The organism is Pseudomonas sp. FG29 (assembly GCF_057809355.1).
Genome location: NZ_JBMDJU010000035.1, coordinates 1 through 23,757, shown reverse-complemented (window position 1 = coordinate 23,757; position 23,757 = coordinate 1). Strand labels below are relative to the sequence as shown.

General features: G+C 64.3%; 20 protein-coding genes. 16 read left to right on the top strand and 4 right to left on the bottom strand.

The window, feature by feature from the left end:
• Window positions 1-114 precede the first annotated feature (114 nt).
• A complete protein-coding gene (gene sfsA, locus ACODS1_RS22500) occupies window positions 115-822 on the bottom strand; it encodes a DNA/RNA nuclease SfsA (RefSeq protein ID WP_489087397.1) in 708 nt (235 codons plus the stop codon).
• Window positions 812-1,993 carry a pyridoxal phosphate-dependent aminotransferase gene (locus tag ACODS1_RS22495; RefSeq protein WP_489087414.1) on the bottom strand — a complete coding sequence of 394 codons (1,182 nt, stop codon included), beginning with the start codon at window positions 1,991-1,993 and terminating at the stop codon, window positions 812-814. Before ACODS1_RS22495 ends, sfsA begins: the two co-directional genes overlap by 11 nt.
• 289 nt (window positions 1,994-2,282) lie before the next feature.
• Here ACODS1_RS22495 and dksA point away from each other — a divergent pair, with 289 nt between their 5' ends.
• The 16 genes from dksA (at window position 2,283) to ACODS1_RS22415 (ending at window position 22,700) form a co-directional block, all read left to right on the top strand.
• Window positions 2,283-2,729: an RNA polymerase-binding protein DksA gene (gene dksA / locus ACODS1_RS22490; RefSeq protein ID WP_322980911.1), complete on the top strand. Its 447-nt coding sequence runs from the start codon at window positions 2,283-2,285 to the stop codon at window positions 2,727-2,729.
• 82 nt (window positions 2,730-2,811) lie between these two features.
• The gene (gene gluQRS, locus ACODS1_RS22485) at window positions 2,812-3,696 is read left to right on the top strand and encodes a tRNA glutamyl-Q(34) synthetase GluQRS (protein ID WP_489087396.1); all 885 of its coding nucleotides are present in this window, start codon (window positions 2,812-2,814) and stop codon (window positions 3,694-3,696) included.
• Between the two features lie 317 nt (window positions 3,697-4,013).
• Window positions 4,014-4,190, top strand: coding sequence for a hypothetical protein (locus ACODS1_RS22480; protein WP_003244646.1), 177 nt, complete (start codon window positions 4,014-4,016; stop codon window positions 4,188-4,190).
• Window positions 4,174-7,128, top strand: coding sequence for a sensor histidine kinase (locus ACODS1_RS22475; protein WP_489087395.1), 2,955 nt, complete (start codon window positions 4,174-4,176; stop codon window positions 7,126-7,128). Before ACODS1_RS22480 ends, ACODS1_RS22475 begins: the two co-directional genes overlap by 17 nt.
• A gap of 53 nt (window positions 7,129-7,181) precedes the next feature.
• Complete coding sequence (locus ACODS1_RS22470) at window positions 7,182-8,615, top strand: sigma-54-dependent transcriptional regulator (RefSeq protein WP_322980914.1); 1,434 nt, start codon at window positions 7,182-7,184, stop codon at window positions 8,613-8,615.
• Window positions 8,616-9,441: 826 nt separating this feature from the next.
• Window positions 9,442-10,839 carry a polynucleotide adenylyltransferase PcnB gene (locus ACODS1_RS22465; RefSeq protein ID WP_322980915.1) on the top strand — a complete coding sequence of 466 codons (1,398 nt, stop codon included), beginning with the start codon at window positions 9,442-9,444 and terminating at the stop codon, window positions 10,837-10,839.
• Complete coding sequence (gene folK / locus ACODS1_RS22460) at window positions 10,839-11,324, top strand: 2-amino-4-hydroxy-6-hydroxymethyldihydropteridine diphosphokinase (RefSeq protein ID WP_489087394.1); 486 nt, start codon at window positions 10,839-10,841, stop codon at window positions 11,322-11,324. The genes ACODS1_RS22465 and folK overlap by 1 nt, the downstream gene beginning before the upstream one ends.
• 271 nt (window positions 11,325-11,595) lie before the next feature.
• The gene (gene panB, locus ACODS1_RS22455) at window positions 11,596-12,396 is read left to right on the top strand and encodes a 3-methyl-2-oxobutanoate hydroxymethyltransferase (protein ID WP_489087393.1); all 801 of its coding nucleotides are present in this window, start codon (window positions 11,596-11,598) and stop codon (window positions 12,394-12,396) included.
• Complete coding sequence (panC, locus tag ACODS1_RS22450) at window positions 12,393-13,250, top strand: pantoate--beta-alanine ligase (RefSeq protein WP_489087392.1); 858 nt, start codon at window positions 12,393-12,395, stop codon at window positions 13,248-13,250. The genes panB and panC overlap by 4 nt, the downstream gene beginning before the upstream one ends.
• An 80-nt stretch (window positions 13,251-13,330) precedes the next feature.
• The gene (gene pgi / locus ACODS1_RS22445) at window positions 13,331-14,995 is read left to right on the top strand and encodes a glucose-6-phosphate isomerase (protein ID WP_489087391.1); all 1,665 of its coding nucleotides are present in this window, start codon (window positions 13,331-13,333) and stop codon (window positions 14,993-14,995) included.
• A 120-nt stretch (window positions 14,996-15,115) separates the two neighbouring features.
• Window positions 15,116-17,053, top strand: a complete 1,938-nt coding sequence (acs, locus tag ACODS1_RS22440; protein WP_489087390.1) for an acetate--CoA ligase — start codon at window positions 15,116-15,118, stop codon at window positions 17,051-17,053.
• Between the two features lie 70 nt (window positions 17,054-17,123).
• Window positions 17,124-17,996: an oxygenase MpaB family protein gene (locus ACODS1_RS22435; RefSeq protein WP_489087389.1), complete on the top strand. Its 873-nt coding sequence runs from the start codon at window positions 17,124-17,126 to the stop codon at window positions 17,994-17,996.
• Window positions 17,997-18,090: 94 nt separating this feature from the next.
• A complete protein-coding gene (locus ACODS1_RS22430) occupies window positions 18,091-19,107 on the top strand; it encodes a class I SAM-dependent rRNA methyltransferase (protein ID WP_489087388.1) in 1,017 nt (338 codons plus the stop codon).
• A 97-nt stretch (window positions 19,108-19,204) separates the two neighbouring features.
• Window positions 19,205-22,078, top strand: coding sequence for a DUF748 domain-containing protein (locus tag ACODS1_RS22425; protein ID WP_489087387.1), 2,874 nt, complete (start codon window positions 19,205-19,207; stop codon window positions 22,076-22,078).
• Window positions 22,079-22,080: 2 nt separating this feature from the next.
• On the top strand, window positions 22,081-22,383 hold the full coding sequence (locus tag ACODS1_RS22420) for a DUF2845 domain-containing protein (RefSeq protein ID WP_489087386.1): 303 nt from the start codon (window positions 22,081-22,083) through the stop codon (window positions 22,381-22,383).
• Between the two features lie 14 nt (window positions 22,384-22,397).
• On the top strand, window positions 22,398-22,700 hold the full coding sequence (locus ACODS1_RS22415; protein ID WP_322980926.1) for a DUF2845 domain-containing protein: 303 nt from the start codon (window positions 22,398-22,400) through the stop codon (window positions 22,698-22,700).
• 58 nt (window positions 22,701-22,758) lie between these two features.
• On the opposite strand, the gene ACODS1_RS22410 is transcribed toward ACODS1_RS22415, so the two are convergent.
• Both ACODS1_RS22410 and ACODS1_RS22405 read right to left on the bottom strand, forming a co-directional pair.
• Window positions 22,759-22,956 (bottom strand): CsbD family protein, encoded by a 198-nt coding sequence (locus ACODS1_RS22410; RefSeq protein ID WP_489087385.1) that lies wholly within the window; start codon window positions 22,954-22,956, stop codon window positions 22,759-22,761.
• Window positions 22,957-23,006: 50 nt separating this feature from the next.
• The gene (locus ACODS1_RS22405) at window positions 23,007-23,357 is read right to left on the bottom strand and encodes a BON domain-containing protein (RefSeq protein WP_489087384.1); all 351 of its coding nucleotides are present in this window, start codon (window positions 23,355-23,357) and stop codon (window positions 23,007-23,009) included.
• Window positions 23,358-23,757: the final 400 nt, after the last annotated feature.

Here is a 23,757-nt window from a genome sequence, read left to right as displayed (position 1 = left end):
CGATCCCTGGAGATGACTGCGCGGCAGTATGGAGCAGCCCCTTCAGGCAGGCAGTGACGGATCGTGCCGCAGGATGTGGCCAATCGGGTCAGGGGCGCTCAATTTACGGGCGGCTCAGCCCAGCACGTCCAGCCGGTGGGTCAGGGTGATGCCCTGCGGGCTCAGTTCGGCGCCGTAGGCCAGCACCTCCACGCCCGCTGCCTTGGCCTCGCGAAGACCGGTGGCGTAGGCCGGGTCGATCTCCTCGGCGGCACGCACGGCGCGGATGCCGGAAAGGTTCACGCAATACAGTTGCACGGTGCGTACACCGGCCCGCGCCAGCGCCGCCAGTTCGCGCAGGTGCTTGGCGCCGCGCAGCGTCACGGCATCGGGAAAGGCCGCGACGTCACTGCCATCGAAGCCCAGGGTGACGCTCTTGACCTCGACGAAGACCGGCCCTGCGGGGTAATCCAGGCGAAAGTCGGCGCGGCTGTTCTCCACGCCGTAAGGCACTTCGCGCTTGAGCGCGGTGAAGCCGGTCAGCTCACTGATCAGCCCGGCGCGCAGCGCTTCTTCCACCAGGGCATTGGCCCGCGCGGTGTTGATGCAGGCCAGGCGCCCTTGCGGCGTTTCGCTGAGTTCCCAACTGCCTGGCAGCTTGCGCTTGGGATCGTTGCTGCGGCTGAACCAGACTCGGCAACCCTCGCTCATGCAATTGAGCATCGAGCCGGTGTTGGCGCAGTGAAGGGTCATCAGCTCGCCGCTGGCCGTCTCGATGTCGGCGAGAAAGCGCTTGTAGCGGCGCAGCAGGCGCCCCTCTTCCAGTGGCGGATCAAAGCGCATCGGGCTTCCAGCTTTTCAGGCCACGGGCGATGCGCTCGACGGCCTGCTGCAGACGCTCGACGTTCTGCGTGTAGGCAAAGCGCACATGATGCCCGGCCTGGTAGCGGCCAAAATCCAGGCCCGGGGTGAAGGCCACGTGCTCGGTTTCGATGAAGTGGCGGCAGAAGGCGAAGGCGTCGCCGCCGAAGGCGCTGATGTCTGCATATAAATAGAAGGCGCCTTCCGGCTCCACGGCGATGCCGAAGCCCAGTTCACGTAACGCCGGCAGCAGGTAATCGCGGCGGCGCTGAAATTCGTGGCGACGCTCTTCGAGGATCGCCAGCGTGGCCGGCTCGAAGCAGGCCAGCGCGGCGTGCTGGGCCATGCTCGGCGCGCTGATGTAAAGGTTCTGCGCCAGCTTCTCCAGCTCCGGCACCGCCGCCTCGGGCGCCACCAGCCAGCCCAGGCGCCAGCCGGTCATGCCGAAATATTTGGAGAAGCTGTTGAGGACGAAGGCGTCGTCGTCCACCTCCAGCACGCTCGGTGCGTCGCAGCCGTAGGTCAGGCCGTGGTAGATCTCGTCCACCACCAGGTGGCCGCCGCGCTGCTTGAGGCAGGTCGACAGCGCCGCCAGTTCATCCTTGTGCAGCAGGGTGCCGGTGGGGTTGGCCGGCGAGGCGACCAGGGCGCCGACGCTGCCGGCGTCCCAATGCCGCTCGACCAGTTGCGGGGTGAGCTGGTAACGCACGTCCGGGCCGACTGGCACCAGTTGCGCGGCGCCTTCGACCAGGCGCAGGAAGTGGCGATTGCACGGGTAACCAGGGTCGGCCAGCAGCCAGTGTTTGCCCGGATCGACCAGCAGGCTGGCGGCCAGCAGCAGCGCGCCGGAGCCGCCCGGCGTAACCAGGATGCGCTGCGGATCGATGTTCAACCGGTAACGTTCGGCATAGAAACCGGCGATGGCTTCGCGCAGCTGCGGCAGGCCGCGCGCGGCGGTGTAGCGGGTGTGCCCGGCGGCCAGCGCGGCCTGCCCGGCACGGATGATCGGCTCGGCGGTGGTGAAGTCCGGCTCGCCGATCTCCAGGTGGATGACGTCGTGGCCGGCCGCCTGCAGCTCGTTGGCGCGTGCCAGCAAGGCCATCACGTGGAAGGGTTCGATGGCGCGACTGCGCGCACTGTAGAGCTGAGCCATGGGTCTGTCTTCACGGTTGCGAGCGGCGGATTCTAGCAGGGCACGCGTCTCGCCCGGCAAGGGGCAGAGCCCCGTGATCGCGGCAGCGAAAGGCCGCACGACGCCGCCGCTGCGCTTGCAACGTGCGCCCATGCAGGTTTCGTTCACAACCCCGCGCCGGCATAGACAACCGGGAGTGGCGCACCCCGATTCGATCTGGTAAGTTCGCCCGCTTGCAGACGCAGGGCCGACATTCGCTTGGCCATGGAACACCTGCGTAATGGATTCGAGAGAGTGAGAGGCGTCATCCATGCCGACAAAAGATAAAGCACAAAGCGCCAGCCAACTGATTCGTGGTTTCGAGCCCTATCAAGAGAAGAAGGGCGAGGAATACATGAGCGACCCGATGCGCGCTCACTTCACCAGCATCCTCAACAAGTGGAAGCTGGAACTGATGCAGGAAGTCGACCGCACCGTGCACCACATGCAGGACGAAGCCGCCAACTTCCCGGACCCGGCCGACCGTGCCAGCCAGGAAGAGGAATTCAGCCTGGAACTGCGCGCCCGTGACCGCGAGCGCAAGCTGATCAAGAAGATCGACGAGACCCTGCAGCTGATCGAAGACAACGATTACGGCTGGTGCGAGTCGTGTGGCGTGGAAATCGGCATCCGCCGCCTCGAAGCCCGCCCAACCGCCACCCTGTGCATCGATTGCAAGACGCTGGCGGAAATCAAGGAAAAGCAGATCGGTTCCTGATCTGATGACGGGGCGCTCAGGCGCCCCGTTTCGTTTCTGCTCGCCCGACTCCGTGGCTGCCCACCGCACCCATATTGCTCCGATGAACAGCGCCTATATCGGTCGTTTCGCCCCCACCCCCAGCGGCTATCTGCATTTCGGCTCGCTGGTCGCGGCCCTCGCCTCCTACCTCGATGCCCGTGCTGTCGGCGGCCGCTGGCTGCTGCGCATGGAAGACCTCGATCCGCCGCGGGAAATGCCCGGTGCGCAAGACACCATCCTGCGTACCCTGGAAACCTACGGCTTCGAATGGGACGGCGAACTGGTGCGCCAGAGCGAACGCCATGCCGAATATGCGGCGGTGATCGCCCGCCTGTTCGCCCAGGGCCTGGCCTACGCCTGCATCTGCTCGCGCAAGCAGCTCGAAGGCTACGCCGGCATCTACCCCGGTTTCTGCCGCAACGCCTGCCACCCGGATCATGACGCGGCCATCCGCCTGCGCGTGCCGGAGCTGGACTATCACTTCAATGATCGCGTGCAGGGCGAATTTCGCCAGCACCTGGGCCGTGAGGTCGGTGACTTCGTGATCCGCCGCCGCGATGGCCTGTTCGCCTACCAGCTCGCCGTGGTGCTCGACGATGCCTGGCAGGGTGTTACCGATGTGGTACGCGGTGCCGACCTGCTGGATTCCACCCCGCGCCAACTGTACCTGCAGGAATTGCTCGGCCTGCCGCAACCGCGTTACCTGCACGTACCGCTGATCATCCAGCCCGATGGTCACAAGCTGGGCAAGAGCTACCGCTCACCGCCACTGCCGGCCGACCAGGCCAGCCCGCTGCTGCTACGCGCCCTACGCGCGCTGGGCCAACAGCCACCGACCGACCTGCAAGGCGCCACGCCGGGCGAGCTGCTAACCTGGGGCATCGCCCACTGGGACGCCACGCGCATCCCGCGCAGCCGCACCCTGGCCGAAGCGCAGTTGAAATAGCCGTCCCCGGAGGCAATCCGGAAACGAGGGCACAAGACGTAGGGCGGACTCAGGAGCGAAGCGAACAGTCCGCCACACGCCAAGGCTTGCACCACGCCCACCAAAAACACACCCTCCCTGGCACCGACCATCATTTAGAATCCGCTACGGCGTACTGCTGCGCGAGTACGCCCTACGGCACTGCTTCCGAGCGGTCGGCATCCCGGTACGCCCTACGCCACCGCTGGCATAACCGGTGCGCCACTCCCGCCATCATGCCGGTGGCCGGCACTACGCGGCTTCCTTTACCATCGGCGCATCTTCCGACGAGTTGCCTCATGTATATCTACCGATTGGTTCTGATCCTGGTGGTGGGGATCTACCTGTTCTCCCCGGCCATCATGGACTGGTGGATCGACCCCAACGGCGCCTGGTACCGGCCCTACCTGCTGTGGCTGATCCTTATCGTCGTTACCTTCATCCTGCAGAGCCAACGTGATGCTGACGAGCTTTAGCCTGAGCGAAATGATCCTGATCAGCGCCGGCTATCTGCTGGCGTTGTTCGGGGTGGCATGGGTCAGCGAACGCGGCCTGATTCCCCAGCGGATCATCCGTCATCCGCTGACCTACACCCTGTCACTGGGCGTATACGCCAGCGCCTGGGCCTTCTATGGCACCGTGGGCCTGGCCTACCAATATGGCTATGGCTTCCTGGCCAGCTACCTGGGGGTGTCCGGCGCCTTCCTGCTGGCCCCGGTGCTGCTCTACCCGATCCTGCGCATCACCCGCACCTACCAGTTGTCGTCGCTGGCCGATCTGTTCGCCTTTCGCTTTCGCAGCACCTGGGCCGGGGCGCTGACCACCCTGTTCATGCTGATCGGCGTACTGCCCCTGCTCGCCCTGCAGATACAGGCAGTGGCCGACTCGGTGGGCATCCTCACCCGCGAGCCGCTGCAGGAAAAGATCGCCCTGAGCTACTGCGCGCTGATCATCCTGTTCACCATCCTCTTCGGCGCGCGCCATATCGCCACCCGCGAGAAGCACGAGGGCCTGGTATTCGCCATCGCCTTCGAGTCGCTGGTCAAGCTAATCGCCATCAGTGTCATCGGACTCTACGCGCTGTATGGCGTGTTCGGCGGCCCACATGAGCTGGAACTCTGGCTGGTGCAGAACCAGGAAGCGCTGTCGACACTGCATACGCCGCTGCAGGAAGGCCCCTGGCGCACGCTGCTGCTGGTGTTCTTCGCCTCGGCCATCGTCATGCCGCACATGTACCACATGACCTTCACCGAGAACCTCAACCCGCGCGCCATGGTCAGCGCCAGTTGGGGACTGCCACTGTTCCTGCTGCTGATGAGCCTGGCCGTGCCGCTGATCCTCTGGGCCGGCCTCAAGCTGGGGGCTACCACCAACCCCGAATACTTCACCCTCGGTCTGGGCATCGCGGTGAACAACCAGACCCTCGCCCTGCTCGCCTACGTCGGCGGCTTGTCGGCGTCGAGCGGTCTGATCATCGTCTCGACCCTGGCGTTGTCCGGCATGGCGCTCAACCATCTGGTGCTGCCGCTGTACCAGCCGCCGGCCGAAGGCAACATCTACCGCTGGCTGAAGTGGACGCGCCGCGCGCTGATCGCCGCCATCATCATGGCGGGCTTCGGCTTCTACCTGCTGCTCGGCGCGCAGCAGGATCTGGCCAACCTGGGCATCGTCGCCTTCGTCGCCACCCTGCAATTCCTGCCCGGCGTGCTCTCGGTGCTGTATTGGCAAACGGCCAATCGTCGTGGCTTCCTCGCCGGGCTGCTGGCGGGCATCGGGGTCTGGGCGGTGACCATGCTGCTGCCGCTGCTGGGCAATCTGGAAGGCCTGTACCTACCGCTGTTCGACGTCATCTACGTACTCGACGACGCCAGTTGGCACCTGGCAGCCATCGCCTCGCTGGCCGCCAACGTCCTGGTGTTCACCCTGGTGTCGCTGTTCACCGAGGCCAGCCCGGAAGAAAAAAGCGCCGCCGAAGCCTGCGCCGTGGACAACGTACGTCGCCCGCAACGGCGCGAACTGGTCGCCGCGACGCCGCAGGAGTTCGCCGCGCAACTGGCCAAGCCGCTGGGCGCCAAGACCGCGCAGCGCGAGGTGGAACAGGCCCTGCGTGACCTGCACCTGCCGTTCGATGAAGGCCGCCCCTACGCCCTGCGCCGCCTGCGTGACCGCATCGAGGCCAACCTCTCGGGCCTGATGGGACCGAGCGTGGCGCAGGACATCGTCGAGACCTTCCTGCCGTACAAGTCCGGCAGCGAAGGTTATGTCACCGAAGACATTCACTTCATCGAAAGCCGCCTGGAGGACTACCAGTCGCGCCTCACCGGCCTGGCTGCCGAGCTCGACGCCCTGCGCCGCTACCACCGGCAGACCCTGCAGGAACTGCCGATGGGCGTGTGCTCGCTGGCCAAGGATCAGGAGATCCTGATGTGGAACCGGGCCATGGAAGAACTCACCGACATCCCCGCCCAGCGCATCGTCGGCTCGCGCCTGAGCACCCTGGCCGAGCCGTGGCAGAGCCTGCTGCAAGACTTCATCGAACGCCCGGATCAGCACCTGCACAAGCAACATCTGGCGCTCGACGGGCAGATCCGCTGGCTCAATCTGCACAAGGCGGCCATCGACGAGCCCCTGGCGACCGGTAACAGCGGTCTGGTGCTGCTGGTCGAAGATCAGACCGACACGCAGATGCTCGAAGACAAGCTGGTGCACTCCGAGCGCCTGGCCTCCATTGGTCGCCTGGCCGCCGGCGTGGCGCACGAGATCGGTAACCCCATCACCGGCATCGCCTGCCTGGCGCAGAACCTGCGCGAGGAGCGCGAGAACGACGGCGAGCTGACCGAGATCAGCGGCCAGATCCTCGAGCAGACCAAGCGTGTGTCACGCATCGTCCAGTCACTGATGAGCTTCGCCCACTCCGGCAGCCACCAGCGCAACGATGAGCCGGTGTGCCTGGCCGATGTGGCGCAGGATGCCATCGGCCTGCTGTCGCTGAACAAACGCAACTTCGATATCCAGTTCTACAACCTGTGCGACCCGCAGCACTGGGCCTATGGCGACCCACAACGCCTGGCCCAGGTGCTGATCAACCTGCTGTCCAACGCCCGTGATGCCTCGCCACCCGGCGGCGCGATTCGCGTGCGCAGCGAGGCCAGCGAGCACACCGTCGATCTGATCGTCGAAGACGAAGGCAGCGGGATTCCCAAGGCGATCATCGACCGCCTGTTCGAGCCCTTCTTCACCACCAAGGAACCGGGTGAAGGGACAGGGCTGGGCCTCGCGCTGGTCTATTCGATCGTGGAAGAGCATTATGGACAGATAACAATCGACAGCCCGGCCGACACCGAGCGCCAACTGGGCACTCGGTTCAGGGTCACCCTGCCGAGGCATGTCGAGGCGACGTCCGTAGCGATGTGAACAGCGAAAGAAGGTGTTACCGACACCTCCGTGACCGCCGAGAGAACGAATTGATGCCACACATTCTGATCGTCGAAGACGAAACCATTATCCGCTCTGCCTTGCGCCGTCTGCTCGAACGCAATCAGTACCAGGTCAGCGAAGCTGGCTCGGTACAGGAAGCCCAGGATCGTTACAGCATCTCCGGCTTCGACCTGATCGTCAGCGATCTGCGCCTGCCCGGTGCCCCCGGTACCGAACTGATCAAGCTCGCCGAAGGCACCCCGGTGCTGATCATGACCAGCTACGCCAGCCTGCGCTCGGCCGTGGACTCGATGAAGATGGGCGCGGTGGATTACATCGCCAAACCCTTCGACCACGACGAGATGCTGCAGGCCGTGGCCCGCATCCTGCGTGATCGTCAGGCCGCCAAGAGCGCTCCAGCGCCCGCCGCCAGCGCCAGCCCACGCGGCGCAGGCGCCGAGAAGGCAGTGGAGAATGCCAACGGCGAGATCGGCATCATCGGCTCCTGCGCCGCGATGCAGGATCTCTACAGCAAGATTCGCAAGGTCGCGCCCACTGACTCCAATGTTCTGGTGCAGGGTGAGTCCGGTACCGGCAAGGAGCTGGTTGCACGCGCCCTGCACAACCTCTCCAAGCGCGCCAAGGCGCCGCTGATCTCGGTGAACTGCGCGGCCATTCCGGAAACGCTGATCGAGTCCGAACTGTTCGGCCACGAGAAAGGCGCGTTCACCGGCGCCAGCGCCAGCCGCGCCGGCCTGGTGGAAGCTGCCGACGGCGGCACGCTGTTCCTCGATGAAATCGGCGAACTGCCGCTGGAAGCCCAGGCTCGTTTGCTGCGCGTGCTGCAGGAAGGCGAAATTCGTCGGGTCGGCTCGGTACAGTCACAGAAGGTGGACGTGCGCCTGATCGCCGCGACCCACCGCGACCTGAAGACGCTGGCCAAGACCGGCCAGTTCCGTGAAGACCTTTACTACCGCCTCCACGTCATCGCTCTCAAGCTGCCGGCGCTGCGCGAACGCGATGGCGACGTGATTGAAATCGCCCAGGCGTTTCTCGTTCGTCAGTACACACGCATGGGCCGCGAGCCGCTGCGCTTCGCCCACGATGCCGAGCAGGCCATCCGTCACTACTCCTGGCCAGGTAACGTGCGCGAACTGGAGAACGCCATCGAGCGTGCAGTGATTCTCTGCGAGGGTTCGGAGATTTCCGCCGACCTGCTGGGCATCGACATCGAACTGGATGACCTCGAGGACGACGACTTCGACCTGCCGAGCATCGCCTCGGGCCAGGCCAATGCCAGCCATGAGCCGACCGAGGATCTGTCGCTGGAAGACTACTTCCAGCACTTCGTGCTCGAACACCAGGATCACATGACCGAGACCGAACTGGCGCGCAAGCTGGGCATCAGCCGCAAATGCCTGTGGGAACGCCGTCAGCGCCTGGGCATTCCACGCCGCAAAGCGGGTGTCACCAGCGGCCCTTGACAGCGCGGGCAAGGTGACAACCTGTACCCACGGAGGTTCCCCAGGTTGTTACCGCGCCAATATCTCGTAACAAACGCCGGGTCTATCGGTAACGAAAACCCGGCTTTTTTTGGCCAGCCACCACCCATCAATAATCGCAAAGCCTTGATTTACAAGGATTTTCAAAAACTGGCACGGCTTCTGCTTTATCTCTGGCACAACAACAATAACAAGCAATGCCCAACAACAAGAACAAGACGTAACGACTCCAGAACAACAAAAACAACAAGGTACGGAGGCGCAGCTAACTGATTCTTTTGGAGAGGAGTTGCCGCGAGGGGTTCGCCCCTGCAACCAGGCCGAGAACAATAAAACTGCCTCTAGGCAGCACCCGAACTGGTTGGTACTTGGCAACATCAGCGTCCAAACAAATCCGTTTGCTATTGGCTCCCCGCTGTGGGGAGCACCCGATAAGCCAAGGCGAGTCGGGAAGGGCCGCACAACAAAAACAACAGGCCCTCAATAACAATAAAAAAGAAGCACGCACCAATTTGGGGGGGAGCTTAGGCTCCCCCAGTAGCTTCCGGTTCCCGGATCCCCGCCTGCCGCTTTACACACCTTCTCCCGTCTCGATGCTAGAATCCGCAGCAATCACGCGGCCATCGTGTCGTATGCCGTCGAAAAGCGTCGCCGTTACCGGCAGCACGAGGCAGAAAAAGCCGAGAACGCGCCATTTACCTTCGGTAAGTCAGCGCTCCATGGCTGCAACCCGCCTCGTCCAGCCTTCGCCGCTCTCGCCTCGACTGCATGCTAGGCTGGCCGGTCACTACTCCACACAGTGCATCCCATGCTGAAGAAGCTGTTCACGTCCTTTCGCTCCCCCCTGCGCCGCGCACCGCGCCCTCGCAGCACGCCTGAAGTGCTGAGCGGTCGGCAACACCCGATCAACCGCAACGAGATCAGCCGTCACGCCATCAGCGTGGTCGAGCGCTTGCAAAGGGCTGGTTACCAGGCCTACCTCGTCGGCGGTTGCGTGCGCGACCTGCTGCTGGATATCGAACCCAAGGATTTCGACGTGGCCACCAGCGCCACGCCCGAACAGGTGCGCGCGGAGTTCCGTAACGCACGGGTCATCGGCCGTCGTTTCAAGCTGGTTCACGTGCATTTCGGCCGCGAAATCATCGAGGTCGCCACCTTCCGCGCCAATCACCCACAGGGCGAGGAAGAGGAAAACAGCAACCAGGCCGCCCGCAACGAAAGCGGGCGCATCCTGCGCGACAACGTCTACGGCACCCTTGAAGACGATGCCCAGCGCCGCGACTTCACCATCAATGCGCTGTACTACGACCCGAGCCAGGAACACATCCTCGACTACGCCCGCGGCATGCACGACGTGCGCAACCGCCTGGTGCGCCTGATCGGCGACCCTGAGCAACGCTACCTGGAAGACCCGGTGCGCATGCTGCGTGCGGTGCGCTTTGCCGCCAAGCTGGACTTCGATATCGAGAAGCACAGCGCCGCGCCGATTCGTCGCCTGGCACCGATGCTGCGCGATATCCCGTCGGCACGCCTGTTCGACGAAGTGCTCAAGCTGTTCCTCTCCGGTTACGCCGAATACACCTTCGACCTGCTGGTCGAGTTCGACCTCTTCGCCCAGCTGTTCCCGGCCAGTGGCGAGGCGCTCAAGCGCAACCCCGAGTACACCGAAAAGCTGATCCGCGAAGCGCTGATCAACACCGATGATCGTATTCACGACGGCAAGTCGGTGACCCCGGCGTTCCTCTTCGCCGCGATGCTCTGGCCAGCCCTCCCCGCTCGCGTACTGCAACTGCAGAGCAAGGGCATGCCGCCGATTCCGGCCATGCAGGAAGCCGCGCATGAGCTGATCACCGAGCAATGCCAACGCATCGCCGTGCCCAAGCGCTTCACCATCCCGATCCGCGAGATCTGGGACATGCAGGAACGCCTGCCGCGACGCAGCGGCAAGCGCGCCGACCTGTTGCTGGAAAACCCGCGCTTCCGCGCCGGCTACGACTTCCTCCTGCTGCGCGAGCGCGCAGGTGAGGACACCGAAGGCCTGGGCGAGTGGTGGACGGCGTATCAGGACAGTAACGACAGCGAACGCCGCCAGATGATTCGCGACCTGGCCGGCAAGCCCGAGACGGCGGGCAGTGCCCCGCGCAAGCGTCGTCGCAGCAACGGCCGGCGCAAGCGTGGCGGCGAGAGTGGCGGTAGCGAAGAGTGATGGAGCGGGTCTACATCGGCCTGGGCAGCAACCTCGAGACGCCCCGGCAGCAGTTGCACAGTGCACTGCATGCGCTCGCCGGCCTGCCGCAGAGCCAACTGGTCGGCCAATCCTCGCTGTACGCCAGCGATCCGCTCGGCCCTGCCGACCAGCCACGTTACGTCAATGCCGTCGCGGCGCTGGATACCGAACTACAGCCCTGGGCACTGCTCGATGCCCTGCAGCGTATCGAGCAGGAGCAGGGCCGCGTGCGCAAGGCCGAACGCTGGGGGCCACGCACGCTGGATCTGGACATTCTGCTGTTCGGCGAGCGTCGCATCGACGACGAGCGTCTGACCGTGCCGCACTACCACATGCACGCCCGCCCCTTCGTACTCTACCCGTTGGCCGAACTGGCTCCTGAACTGGTGTTACCCGACGGCCGCACCCTGCACGAGCTGCTCGCCGCCTGCCCGTTCACCGGATTGGAACGTCTGCCCGCATAGCCCAGCCGGGCTCTGTGGGAGGGGTTTCAACCGCGACCCGACACGCTCGCCGCTAAAGCGCCTCCCACGGGGCAGCCCCTTGCATCACCCGACATCCCGCAGATTGGCGGTAACGCCAGTAACAGAGCGGTAACACACGCAATTGACTTCATGCCCCCCCATCGGGACTATAGGCGTCCCGTCGCCTGGCGTCGGGTGCACCTTTATGCCAATCCAGGCCGGATTGCGCCGGATAGAAGCCGTATACCAGGCCTGAGCGAGGACCCTTGAAATGCCTGACGTTACCCTGACCACCCTGCAGAGCCTCAAGCAGAACGGCGAGAAGATCGCCATGCTGACCTGCTACGACGCCACCTTCGCCCAGGCTGCCAGCCAGGCGGGTGTCGACGTGCTGCTGGTCGGCGACTCCCTTGGCATGGTGCTGCAAGGCCATGACAGCACCCTGCCGGTCAGCGTTGCAGACATGGCGTATCACACCGCAGCCGTCAAACGTGGCAACCAGGGCGCCCTGATCATCACCGACCTGCCGTTCATGGCCTATGCCACCACCGAACAGGCCCTGATCAACAGCGCTGCGCTGATGCAAGCAGGCGCCCACATGGTCAAGCTCGAAGGCGCCGGCTGGCTGGCCGAACCGATTCGCCTGCTGGCCGAACGTGGCGTGCCGGTGTGTGCCCACCTGGGTCTGACTCCGCAGGCGGTGAACATCCTCGGGGGTTACAAGGTACAGGGCCGCCAGGAAGCCCAGGCCCGGCAGATGCGTGCCGACGCCATGGCCCTCGAACAGGCCGGTGCAGCCATGCTGCTGCTCGAGTGCGTCCCCACCGAGCTGGCCGCCGAAATCAGCCAGGCAGTGAAGATTCCGGTCATTGGCATCGGCGCAGGCGCGGCTACCGACGGCCAGGTACTGGTGCTGCACGACATGCTCGGCCTGTCGCTGTCCGGCCGTACGCCGAAGTTCGTGCGTAACTTCATGGACGGTCAGCCGTCCATTGCCGATGCCCTGAACGCTTACGTCAAAGCGGTGAAGGACGGCAGCTTCCCCGCTGCCGAACACGGGTTCTCCGCATGAACACGGTCAAGACCCTGCGCGAACTGCGCGCCGCTATCGCTCAGGCACGCGCCGAGGGCAAGCAGATCGGTTTCGTGCCGACCATGGGCAACCTGCACGAAGGCCACGTCTCGCTGGTGGAAATCGCTTCCCAGCGTGCCGACTTCGTGGTCGCCAGCATCTTCGTCAACCCGCTGCAGTTCGGCGCCGGTGAGGATCTGGACAAATACCCGCGCACGCTTGCCGCCGACCAGGAAAAACTGCTCGGCGCCGGCTGCCACCTGCTGTTCCACCCGGATGTCAGCGAGATGTACCCGCACGGCATGGCCAGCCAGACCCGGGTAATCGTACAGGGCGTTTCCGAAGGTCTGTGCGGCGCCAGCCGTCCCGGTCACTTCGAAGGCGTGGCCACGGTGGTGACCAAGCTCTTCCATATGGTGCAGCCCGATCTGGCCGTGTTCGGCGAGAAGGACTACCAGCAACTGGCGGTGATCCGCACCCTGGTGCGCGACCTGAACATGCCGATCCAGATCATCGGCGCACCGACCCAGCGTGCGGCGGATGGCCTGGCGCTTTCCTCGCGCAATGGCTACCTCAGCGAGGCGCAGCGCACCACCGCTCCGGTGCTTTATCGTGGCCTGCAGGGCATCGCCCAGGAACTGCAGCGCGGCGCCCGTGATTACCAGCGTCTGATCGATACCGCGCAGCAGCAGCAACGCGAGGCCGGCTTCGTGCCCGACTACCTGGAAATCCGCAACGCCATCACCTTGCGCCCAGCCGCCATCGATGACCGTTACCTGGTGGTACTCACCGCCGCGCACCTGGGTAACACGCGCCTGATCGATAATCTGGTGGTGGAACTGCCGGGCCAGTAGCAGCGTCCAAACACGGACGGTTACACTCTTGGGGCCCGGAACGATCCGGGCCTTTTTGCTTTTGCAGATCAGGAGCCCCGATGGCCTACTACCAGCAGCCTCACGACGTCACCACCCTGCCCGCCTGGCAGGCTCTGCGCCAGCACCGCGAGGACATGGCCGGGTTCAGCATGCGTGAGGCCTTCGCTAGCGATCCCGAGCGATTCCAACGTTTCTCGCTGGACAGCTGCGGCCTGCTGCTGGACTACTCGAAGAACCTGATCAACGATCACAGCCTGGAGCTACTGATCCAGCTTGCCGAGCAGGCACGCCTGGGCGAATCGATCAAGGCGCTGTACAACGGCGAGCAGGTCAACGCCTCCGAGCAACGCGCTGCCCTGCACACAGCCCTGCGCAGCCCAATTGGCCGGCGCCTGGTGGTCGACGGCGCGGACATCATTCCGCAGGTGCACCGCGTACTGCACCAGGTGACCGAGCTGGTCAGCCGCGTGCACAGCGGCCTGTGGCGCGGTTACAGCGAGAAGCCGATCAAGGAAGTGGTGAACATCGGTATCGGTGGCTCCTTCCTCGGCCCGCAACTGGTTTCCGAAGCACTGCGCCCCTTCACCCAGCGCGGCGTACGCTGCCACTACCTGGCCAATATCGACGGCAGCGAGTTCCGCGAACTGACCGCCCGCCTCAACCCGGAAACCACCCTGTTCATCGTCTCCAGCAAGTCCTTCGGTACCCTGGAAACCCTGAAGAACACCCTGGCCGCGCGCGACTGGTACCTGGCCATGGGCGGCCCGGAAGAGGAGCTGCATCGTCACTTCATCGCAGTGACCAGCAACCGCAAGGCCGCCATCGAGTTCGGCATCCGCGAAGAGAACATCTTCCCCATGTGGGATTGGGTCGGCGGGCGCTATTCGCTGTGGTCGGCCATCGGCCTGCCGATTGCCCTGGCCATCGGCGTGTCCAACTTCAAGGAACTGCTGGCTGGCGCCTACGCCATGGACGAGCACTTCACCCAGACGCCACTGAGCGAGAACATGCCGGTGCTGATGGCCCTGCTGGGCATCTGGTACAGCAACTTCTGGGGCGCGCAGAGCCAGGCGATCCTGCCTTACGACCATTACCTGCGTAACTTCACCAAGCATCTGCAGCAGCTCGACATGGAGTCCAACGGCAAGAGCGTGCGCCAGGACGGCAGCGCCCTGGACATCAGCACCGGGCCGATCATCTGGGGCGGCGTCGGCTGCAACGGCCAGCACGCCTACCACCAGTTGCTGCACCAGGGCCGCCTGCTGGTACCAGCGGACTTCATCGTCCCGGTCAACAGCTACAACCCGCTGTCCGATCATCACCAGTGGCTGTTCGCCAACTGCCTGTCGCAGGCGCAGGCGCTGATGCAGGGCAAGACGCGCGAGGAAGCCGAGGCCGAGCTGCGCGCCAAGGGCATGGCCGAAGATGAAGTGCAGCGCCTCGCGCCGCACAAGGTCATCCCCGGCAACCGCCCGAGCAACATCCTGGTGATGAACCGCATCGCGCCGTTCAACCTCGGCGCGCTGGTGGCGCTGTACGAGCACAAGGTCTTCGTGCAGAGCGCCATCTGGGGCATCAACGCCTTCGACCAGTGGGGCGTGGAGTTGGGCAAGGAAATGGGCAAGGAGGTCTACCAACGCCTGACAGGCAGCAGCGACGAGCCGGCCAACGACGCCTCCACCCAGGGCCTGATCGAGCACTTCCGCTCGCAGCATCGCGGCTGATGCCCTGCACACCGCCATATCTCGAGATGATGTGGCGGTGTGACCTTCGGACTTGAACAGCGCGCCCACCTAAGTGCACCCTTGTGATCGTTGCGGCCAAACAATTACAAGGATTCCGCCATGTTCGAAATCACCCGCCATCCCGTGCAAGATGCGGTGCGCCAGCGCGCGCATCTGGATAACGACGCTTATCTGCGTCTATACCAGCAGTCCGTCGAGCAGCCCGAGACCTTCTGGGGCGAGCAGGCCAAGGCCTTTCTGGACTGGTTCAAACCCTGGGATCAGGTGCATGCCAGCGACCTGAAGCTGGGCCACGCCGAATGGTTCAAAGGCGGCCAGCTCAACGTCGCCTACAACTGCATCGACCGCCACCTGGAACAACGCGGCGAACAGGTCGCCATCATCTGGGAAGGCGACAACCCCGCCGAATCGGCGCACATCACCTACAACAAGCTGCACCACAATGTCAGCCGCCTGGCCAACGTGCTGAAAAGCCGTGGCGTGAAGAAAGGCGACCGTGTGTGCATCTACATGCCGATGATTCCGGAAGCGGCCTACGCCATGCTCGCCTGCGCGCGCATCGGCGCCGTGCATTCGGTGGTGTTCGGCGGCTTCTCCCCGGACGCCCTGCGCGACCGCATCCTCGATGCCGACTGCCGCGCCGTGATCACCGCCGATGAAGGCGTGCGCGGCGGCAAGTACGTGCCGCTGAAAGCCAACGTCGACAAAGCCTTGCAGAGCTGCCCAGACGTGTCCACCGTGGTGGTGGTCGAGCGCACCCAAGGCAATGTCGCCTGGGTCGAAGGCCGCGACCTCTGGTACCACCAGGCGCTCAAGGAAGTCGACGCCGATTGCCCGGCCGAGCCGATGGACGCAGAAGACCCGCTGTTCATCCTCTACACCTCTGGTAGCACCGGTAAACCCAAGGGCGTGCTGCATACCACCGGCGGCTACCTGCTCGGCGCGGCGATGACCCACAAGTACGTGTTCGACTACCACGAAGGCGACATCTACTGGTGCACCGCCGATGTCGGCTGGGTCACCGGGCACAGCTACATCGTCTACGGCCCGCTGGCCAATGCCGCCACCACCCTGATGTTCGAAGGTGTGCCCAACTACCCGGACGCCTCGCGCTTCTGGCAGGTGATCGACAAGCACCAGGTCAACACCTTCTACACCGCACCGACCGCCCTGCGCGCGCTGATGCGCGAGGGTGAAGGCCCGGTCAAGGCCACCTCGCGCTCGAGCCTGCGCCTGCTCGGTTCGGTGGGTGAGCCGATCAACCCGGAAGCCTGGGAGTGGTACTTCCATGTGGTCGGCGACATGCGCTGCCCGATCGTCGACACCTGGTGGCAGACCGAAACCGGCTCCATCCTGATCACCCCACTGCCCGGCGCCACCGACCTCAAGCCCGGCTCGGCCACCCGCCCCTTCTTTGGCGTGCAGCCGGTGCTGCTCGACGAGCAGGGCAAGGAAATCGACGGCCCCGGCAGCGGCGTGCTGGCCATCAAGGCCAGCTGGCCGAGCCAGATTCGCAGCGTCTACGGCGATCACCAGCGCATGGTCGACACCTACTTCAAGCCCTACCCCGGCTACTACTTCACCGGTGACGGCGCGCGCCGCGACGAGGATGGCTACTACTGGATCACTGGCCGTGTGGACGACGTGATCAACGTCTCCGGCCACCGCATCGGCACCGCCGAGGTGGAAAGCGCGCTGGTGCTGCACGACGCCGTGGCCGAGGCGGCCGTGGTCGGCTATCCGCATGATGTGAAGGGCCAGGGCATCTACGCCTACGTCACCCTGATGAACGGCCAGGAGCCCTCCGAGGAGTTGAAAAAGGATCTGCTGAGCCTGGTCGGCAAGGAGATCGGCAGTTTCGCCAAGCCGGAACTGATCCAGTGGGCGCCGGGCCTGCCCAAGACCCGCTCAGGCAAGATCATGCGCCGCATCCTGCGCAAGATCGCCTGTAACGAGCTGGAAAACATGGGCGACACCTCGACCCTGGCCGACCCCAGCGTGGTGGATAGCCTGATCGGGCAGCGCCTCAACCGCTAAGCCTCACGCCCGGCCTGAAAGGGCCGGGCGCATCTTGTCTTGCGCCTGCCAAGCGCAGAAACTGCGCGCCATGGAAATCCTACGTCGTCAGATCGAAAAACAGGTGCACAGCCTTACCGGCGCCTCGCTGGGTGTGCTCGACCTTGACCAGCCACGCGGAGATGCCGGCCTGTTCGGCCCCGAGTCGATGGTCTGGGAAGTCCACGCCGACTTCACCGCGATGATGGTCGGCGGCATCTCCGCCCTGCTTCTGCAGATGCTGCACCCGCTGGCACTGGCCGGCGTGTGGGATCACTCGACCTTTCGCCAGGATATGCTCGGCCGCCTGCGCCGCACCAGCCTGTTCATCGCCGGCACCACCTATGGCGGCCTGCACGATGCCGAGCAACTGATCGACAAGGTGCGCCGCATCCACCTGCAGGTGGTCGGCCACGCAGCGGATGGCCGTCCTTACGCCGCGAGCGATCCTGGGCTGCTGACCTGGGTACATGTCTCCGAGGTCAGCCAGTTCCTCGCCGGTTACCTGCGCTACGTCGATCCGCAGTTGCCGCTGGCCGAACAGGATCGCTACTACCGCGAAGTGGCGCTGATCGCCGAGCGCCTCGGCGCGCAGGACGTGCCCAAATCGGCGCAGGCCATCGCCGATTACCTGCAGCGCATGCGCCCGCAACTGCTCTGCGATGAGCGCACGCGCGAAGTGGTGCGCCTGCTGCATGACGCGCCGATGCCCAGCCTCCTCGCCAAGCCCTTCGGCGGCCTGATGATGCAGGCGGGCGTCGACCTGCTGCCGGACTGGGCCAGCGACCTGCTCGGCGAATACCAGGCGGCCTGGCGCCGTCCGCTGATTCGCGCCAGCGTGCAGCGCACCGCCAATCTGCTGCGCTGGGCCGTACGCAACAGCGCCGCGCAGCGCGCCCGGCGCCGCCTGCTGCCAGACACGTAGGGCGGGTGCAACCCGCCACGGCTCGTGCGTCACGCTCTCGAGCGGCAGCTTTTCTTGCTAGACTGCCGCCCTTTCCTACCCCGAGATGCCGCGCATGCCCGCTCTTGATCAGGCGCTGCGCGCCGCCCTCGACGCCCGTGAAAACCTCCTCAGCCAATTGCACTCGCAAGGCACTGACTGCTATCGCCTATTCCATGGCACGCAGGAAGGCGCGCCAGGCCTGACCGTCGACCGCTACGGCCCGCAACTGCTGGTGCAGAGCTTCCACCAACCGCTGGAGCATGACGCCCTGCTGCAACTGGCCGATCAGATTCAGGAAAGGCTCGGCCAACCCCTGCTGCTGGTCTACAACGACCGCTCGAAAAGCCATTCGCGCATCGACCGTAACCCCGAGCTGCATCAGGCCGAGGCGGCCGCCCTGGAGGATCTGGTCGGCCAGGAGTGGGGACTGAACTACCGCGTGCGCGGCCGTCATGCCGGGCAGGATCCGCTGCTGTTTCTCGACCTGCGCAACGCGCGTGGCTGGGTCAAGGCCAACGCGGCCGGCAAGACGGTGCTCAACCTGTTCGCCTATACCTGCGGTGTTGGCCTGTGCGCGGCGGCGGGTGATGCCCGTGAAGTGGTCAACCTGGACTTCGCCGAAGGCAACCTGGCGGTCGGCCGCGAGAACGCCGCGCTCAATCCCGCGCTGCCGACCATGCAGTTCATCCAGAGCGACTACTTCCCGGCCATCCGCCAACTCGCCGACTTGCCGATCAGCAGCCGCCGCGAGCAAAAGCTGCCGAGCTACCCGCGCCTGCAACCGCGCCAGTTCGATCTGGTGTTCCTCGACCCGCCGGCCTGGGCCAAAAGCGCCTTCGGCACCGTCGACCTGCTGCGCGACTACCAGAGCCTGCTCAAGCCGGCCGTGCTGGCCACGGCCGAGGATGGCACCCTGGTGTGCTGCAACAACCTGGCGAAGGTGGACATCGACGACTGGCGCACGCAGGTGCTGCGCTGTGCCGAGAAACTTGGGCGCCCGGTGCGCGACTGCCAGGTGCTCGCCCCGGCCGGTGACTTCCCCTCACAGGATGGCAAACCGCCGCTGAAAACACTGATTTTGCGGTTCTGAGAACGCCTGCCCGGTAACAGGTGTTGGATGCCGCTGGAACCGAGCGCACGTGCCATACTCCAACTCATCTCCTCGTCTGGACAGATGATTTATCGCCATGCCCAAAGGATTGAAGCGCACGCTGAGCGCACTGCTGATCGCCATATTCCTCTACAGCCTGATCGGCTTTCTGATTCTGCCAGGGATCGCCCTGCGCATCGCCAATCAGCAACTGGCCAACTACGCGACCGTGCCCGCGTCGCTGCAGCGCCTGCAGTTCAACCCGTTCAGCCTGGAACTGAACCTGTGGGGCCTGGACATCGGTGCACCGGAACAACAACAGCTAGCCTTCCAGCGCCTGTACGCCAACCTGCAGGGCGACAGTCTGTGGACAGGCGCCCTGCATCTGGCCGAGGTCTCGCTGCAAGGGGCGCGCACGGCAATCCTTTTCGACAAGGATGGCAACCTGAACCTGGCGCAGCTGTTTCGCCTGCCCCCGCCTGACGGCAGTGAGAAAACCACCGATAGTGCACCCTTTCCACTGCGCATCGACCAGTTGAACCTGCAGGAGAACGCCCTGCGCTTTCAGGATCTGCGCCCGAGCGAGCCGGTGGAGTTCGCCTACGACGCACTCGATCTGCAACTGCACAACCTCAGTACCCTGGCCGGCGACAGCGCCGACATGACCCTCACCGCCAGCGGCCCCTATGGCGCCCGGATCGACTGGCAGGGCCAGATCGGGCTGACCCCGAGCATCACCTCCAGCGGCACCCTGAACGTCAGCGACGCGCGCCTCAGCACCTTCTGGCCCTACGTACGCGACGCCGTGCCCTTGGAACTCAAGGAAGGTCAGCTGAACCTGGCCGGTACCTACACGCTCGATCTCTCCACCGGCACCGAGCTGCAACTGAGCGACGTCAGCGCCCGTCTGGCCCCCTTCGCCTTGGACGATCCGCAGGGCAAGCCCCTGCTGCGCCTGCAGCAACTGGCCATCGACAAGACCCGTCTCGATCTGGCCAAGCAACAGGTCGTGATTGGCCAGGTGCGCAGCCAGGGCCTGGAGGCCTGGGCCGCACGCGAGGCCGACGGCCAGCTCGACTGGCAAAAACTCTTCGCCAAGCCGGCCAGTACGCAGGAAAGCACTGCCACCGATGACCAGAAGGCGAGCAAGCCCTGGCAGGTGCAGGTGCAGGACGTGCAACTGCGCGAGTACCGCGCTCACCTGGCCGACCGCGTGCCGCAACAGGATGTCGCCGTGGAGCTGGGCCCGCTGAACCTCGACCTCAACGATTTCGACAGCCAGGGCGACAAGCCCTTCACGCTCAAGCTGGACACCGGCCTCGGCAAGCAGGGCAAGCTGCAGGCAAGCGGCCAGGTGCAGCTCAAGCCGACCAGCGCACAGCTCAAGGTCAGCAGCAACGACATCGACCTGCGCCTGGCCCAGGCCTATCTCAGCCCCTTCATCCGCCTGGAGCTGCGCAGCGGCTTGCTCGGCAGCGACCTCGACGTGCGCCTCGATGGCACCGAACCTCTGGCGCTGCGCGTCAGCGGGAATGCCCACGTCGACCAGTTGCACACCCTCGATACCCTGCGCGAGCGCGATTTCGTGCGCTGGAAGCAGGTGCGCGTGAATGGCCTGGACTACCAGCACGGCGAGCACCTCAACATCGATCGAATCGAGTTGGAGCAGCCCTACGCACGCTTCATGATCAACGAGGATCGCACCACCAATGTCAGCGAGCTGATAGTGCCGCAGCCACCAAGCGCCGAGAAGAGCAGTGGCAAACCGCTGGCCGTGCGCATCGGCGGCGTGGCGATCAATCAGGGATCGGCCAACTTCGCCGACTTCAGCCTGACGCCCAACTTCGCCACCGCCATCCAGCAGCTCAACGGCCAGATCGGCACGCTCGACAACCAGAGCCCGCAGGCGGCCAGTGTCAACATCACCGGCAAGGTCGATCGTTATGCGCCGGTCAGCATCAAGGGCAAGCTGACGCCGTTCGATCCGCTCAACAGCCTGGATATCGCCACCCGCTTCCAGAACGTCGAACTGACCACCATCACGCCCTATTCCGGCAAGTTCGCCGGCTACCGCATCCGCAAGGGGCGGCTGAATCTCGATCTGCACTACCGCATCGAGAAAGGCCAACTGAATGCCGAAAACAAGGTGCTGGTGGAGAACCTGCAACTGGGCGAGAAAGTCGACAGCCCGGACGCCGTCGACCTGCCGATTCGCCTGGCCGTGGCACTGCTCAAGGATACCCAGGGGCGCATCTCCATCGAGCTGCCGGTGCAGGGCGACCTGAACAACCCGCAGTTCAGTGTCATGCCCATCGTCTGGCAGACCCTGCGCAACCTGGTGCTGCGCGCGGCGCAGGCGCCGTTCAAGTTCGTCGCAGGCCTGGTCGCCGGCGGCGGTGACATGGATCTCAGCACGGTGCCGTTCGACGCCGGCTCCGATGCCCTCTCCGATGATGCGCGCAAGGCTCTGGACACGCTGGCTCAGGCGCTCAAGGAACGCCCGACCCTGCGCCTGGAGGTCGAGGGCCAGAGCGCCCAGGTCGCCGATGGCCCCTTGCTGGCCGAGCAGCGTCTGCAGCGGGAATTCCGCGAAACCTGGTACAAGGTGCTGCAGCGTCGCGGCGACAAGGTGCCCGCCAGCCCGGACGAGTTGACGGTGGACGACAGCGAGCAGGCCGCCCTGCTCGAAGGCATCTACCGTGCGCGCCTCAAGCAGCAGCCTCCGAGCGAATGGGCAGCGCTGGATGAAGACCAGCGCCTGCAGAAGATGCGCCAGGCCGTATTGGACTCTTGGGCACAGAGCAAATTGCTGCTGCGCCAACTGGCGCAACAGCGTGCTGCGGCGATCAAGGACTATCTGGTCGAACAGGGCGGCATGAGCGACGAACGCGTCTACCTGATCGACGTCAACCTGGCGGAACCCGAGAGCAACGGCCGGGTTCTGTCCGCCCTGCACCTGGACAGTCAATGACCATGCGCCAACCTGCTTTTGCTGCAACGCTCGGCTTTTTGGCCGCCCTACTCTGCGTCGATGCTCACGCCGACACCCTGCGCTGTGGCAGCCAACTGGTCAGCGTCGGCGACCGGGCCTTCGAGGTGGAACGCAAATGCGGTGCGCCGCTGCACCGCGACCCCATTGGCTATACGCTGGGCTCCTATGACCGACGCGAGTATGTCGTCGAAGAGTGGGTCTACGGGCCGAGCAATGGCATGCTCAGCATCCTGCGCTTCGAGGGTAATCGCCTGGTCGCCATCGAGCGACGTCGCGAACGCTGAGTGGAGAACGCCCCATGCGCCTGCTGAAATACCTGCCCCTGCTGCTGAGCCTGCCTCTGTGCGCAGAAGCCTCGTCCACCTATCGCTGCGGCAGCGCCCTGGTCAGCAAGGACGCGACGCTCGGCGAAGTGCAGAACAAATGCGGCGAGCCCGCCAGCCGGGACTTTCTCGGCTACAAGGAAGTGGTCGATCACTATGGCTTTCGTAACGAGGTGGCCGTGGAGGAATGGATCTATGGCCCCAACAACGGCATGTACCATTTCCTGCGCTTCGAAGGCGGCCGCCTGACCGATATCCGCAGCAAGCGGGGCACCTGATCCCGATACAAAAAAGCCCCGCCAGGTTCGCTGGCGGGGCTTTCATCGCTCTGCGGAGTTACAGCTTCGAGCTGAAGTCACGCAGTTCCTGCTGAGCCTTCTCCTTGGTCCAGCCATAACGCTCCTGCAGCTTGCCGGTGAGGTAGTCGCTATGCCCCTCGGCCACGTTCAGGTCGTCATCGGTCAGGTTGCCCCAGCGCTCCTTCATGCGGCCGCTGAGCTGCTTCCATTTGCCTTGGATGATGTCGCTATTCATGGTCGTCCTCCCAGTCGGTCAGCCGGGCTTGCACCCGGCCGACACTTAAATTAGTCGGCGGATTTCAGGCCATCGGCGGCAACGGCTTTTACGCCCTCGACTTCCTTGGCCTTGGCCACGGCCAGATCACGCTCGGCATCACTGGCCACTACACCGGACAGGGAAACCACGCCTTGATTAGTCTCAACCTTGATGTCCAGGGCACTGAGGCTCTTGTCCGCGATGAAACTGGATTTGACCTTGCTGGTGATCCAGGTGTCGGATACTGCCTGCTCGGCCTTGTCCACGGTATCGTTGGCCGCGAGCATGGTCGGTTCGGCAAAGGCGGCCGAGGCCAGCGTCAGGCTCAGAGCGGTGGCGGTAAGGGTAGCAACGGCGAAACGGTTGATTGGCTGTTTCATGGTTCGACTCCTGTACATTCCAGACAATCTGCACGCCATCTCCGGCGGCAGGTTCACTGTAACTATCGCAATGCCTGTGCCAGCTTTTAAAAATCAATAAAAACCTTATAAATCAAATAGTTGATATTTATCGAGAGATAGACCGATCTTGCATTTCGCCGATATGCGCCCTTTCGCTCGGGCAGCCTGCACGATACCGAAATGCCATCTCCACGCTCTCGGAAGCGGAAAGGTTATTCAAGGTGTAGGGAATGCTTGGTTAATACCGGACTGGCAATGTTGTGTTGATTTATCGAGTTTCTGTTCCGAATTGCCGCGTTTTTGTTGATGTCTTTGGTTTCGCCATCCCGGGCGAGTGACTTTGCGGGCAAAGTCACCAAACCCTTCCGCCCGTTCATCC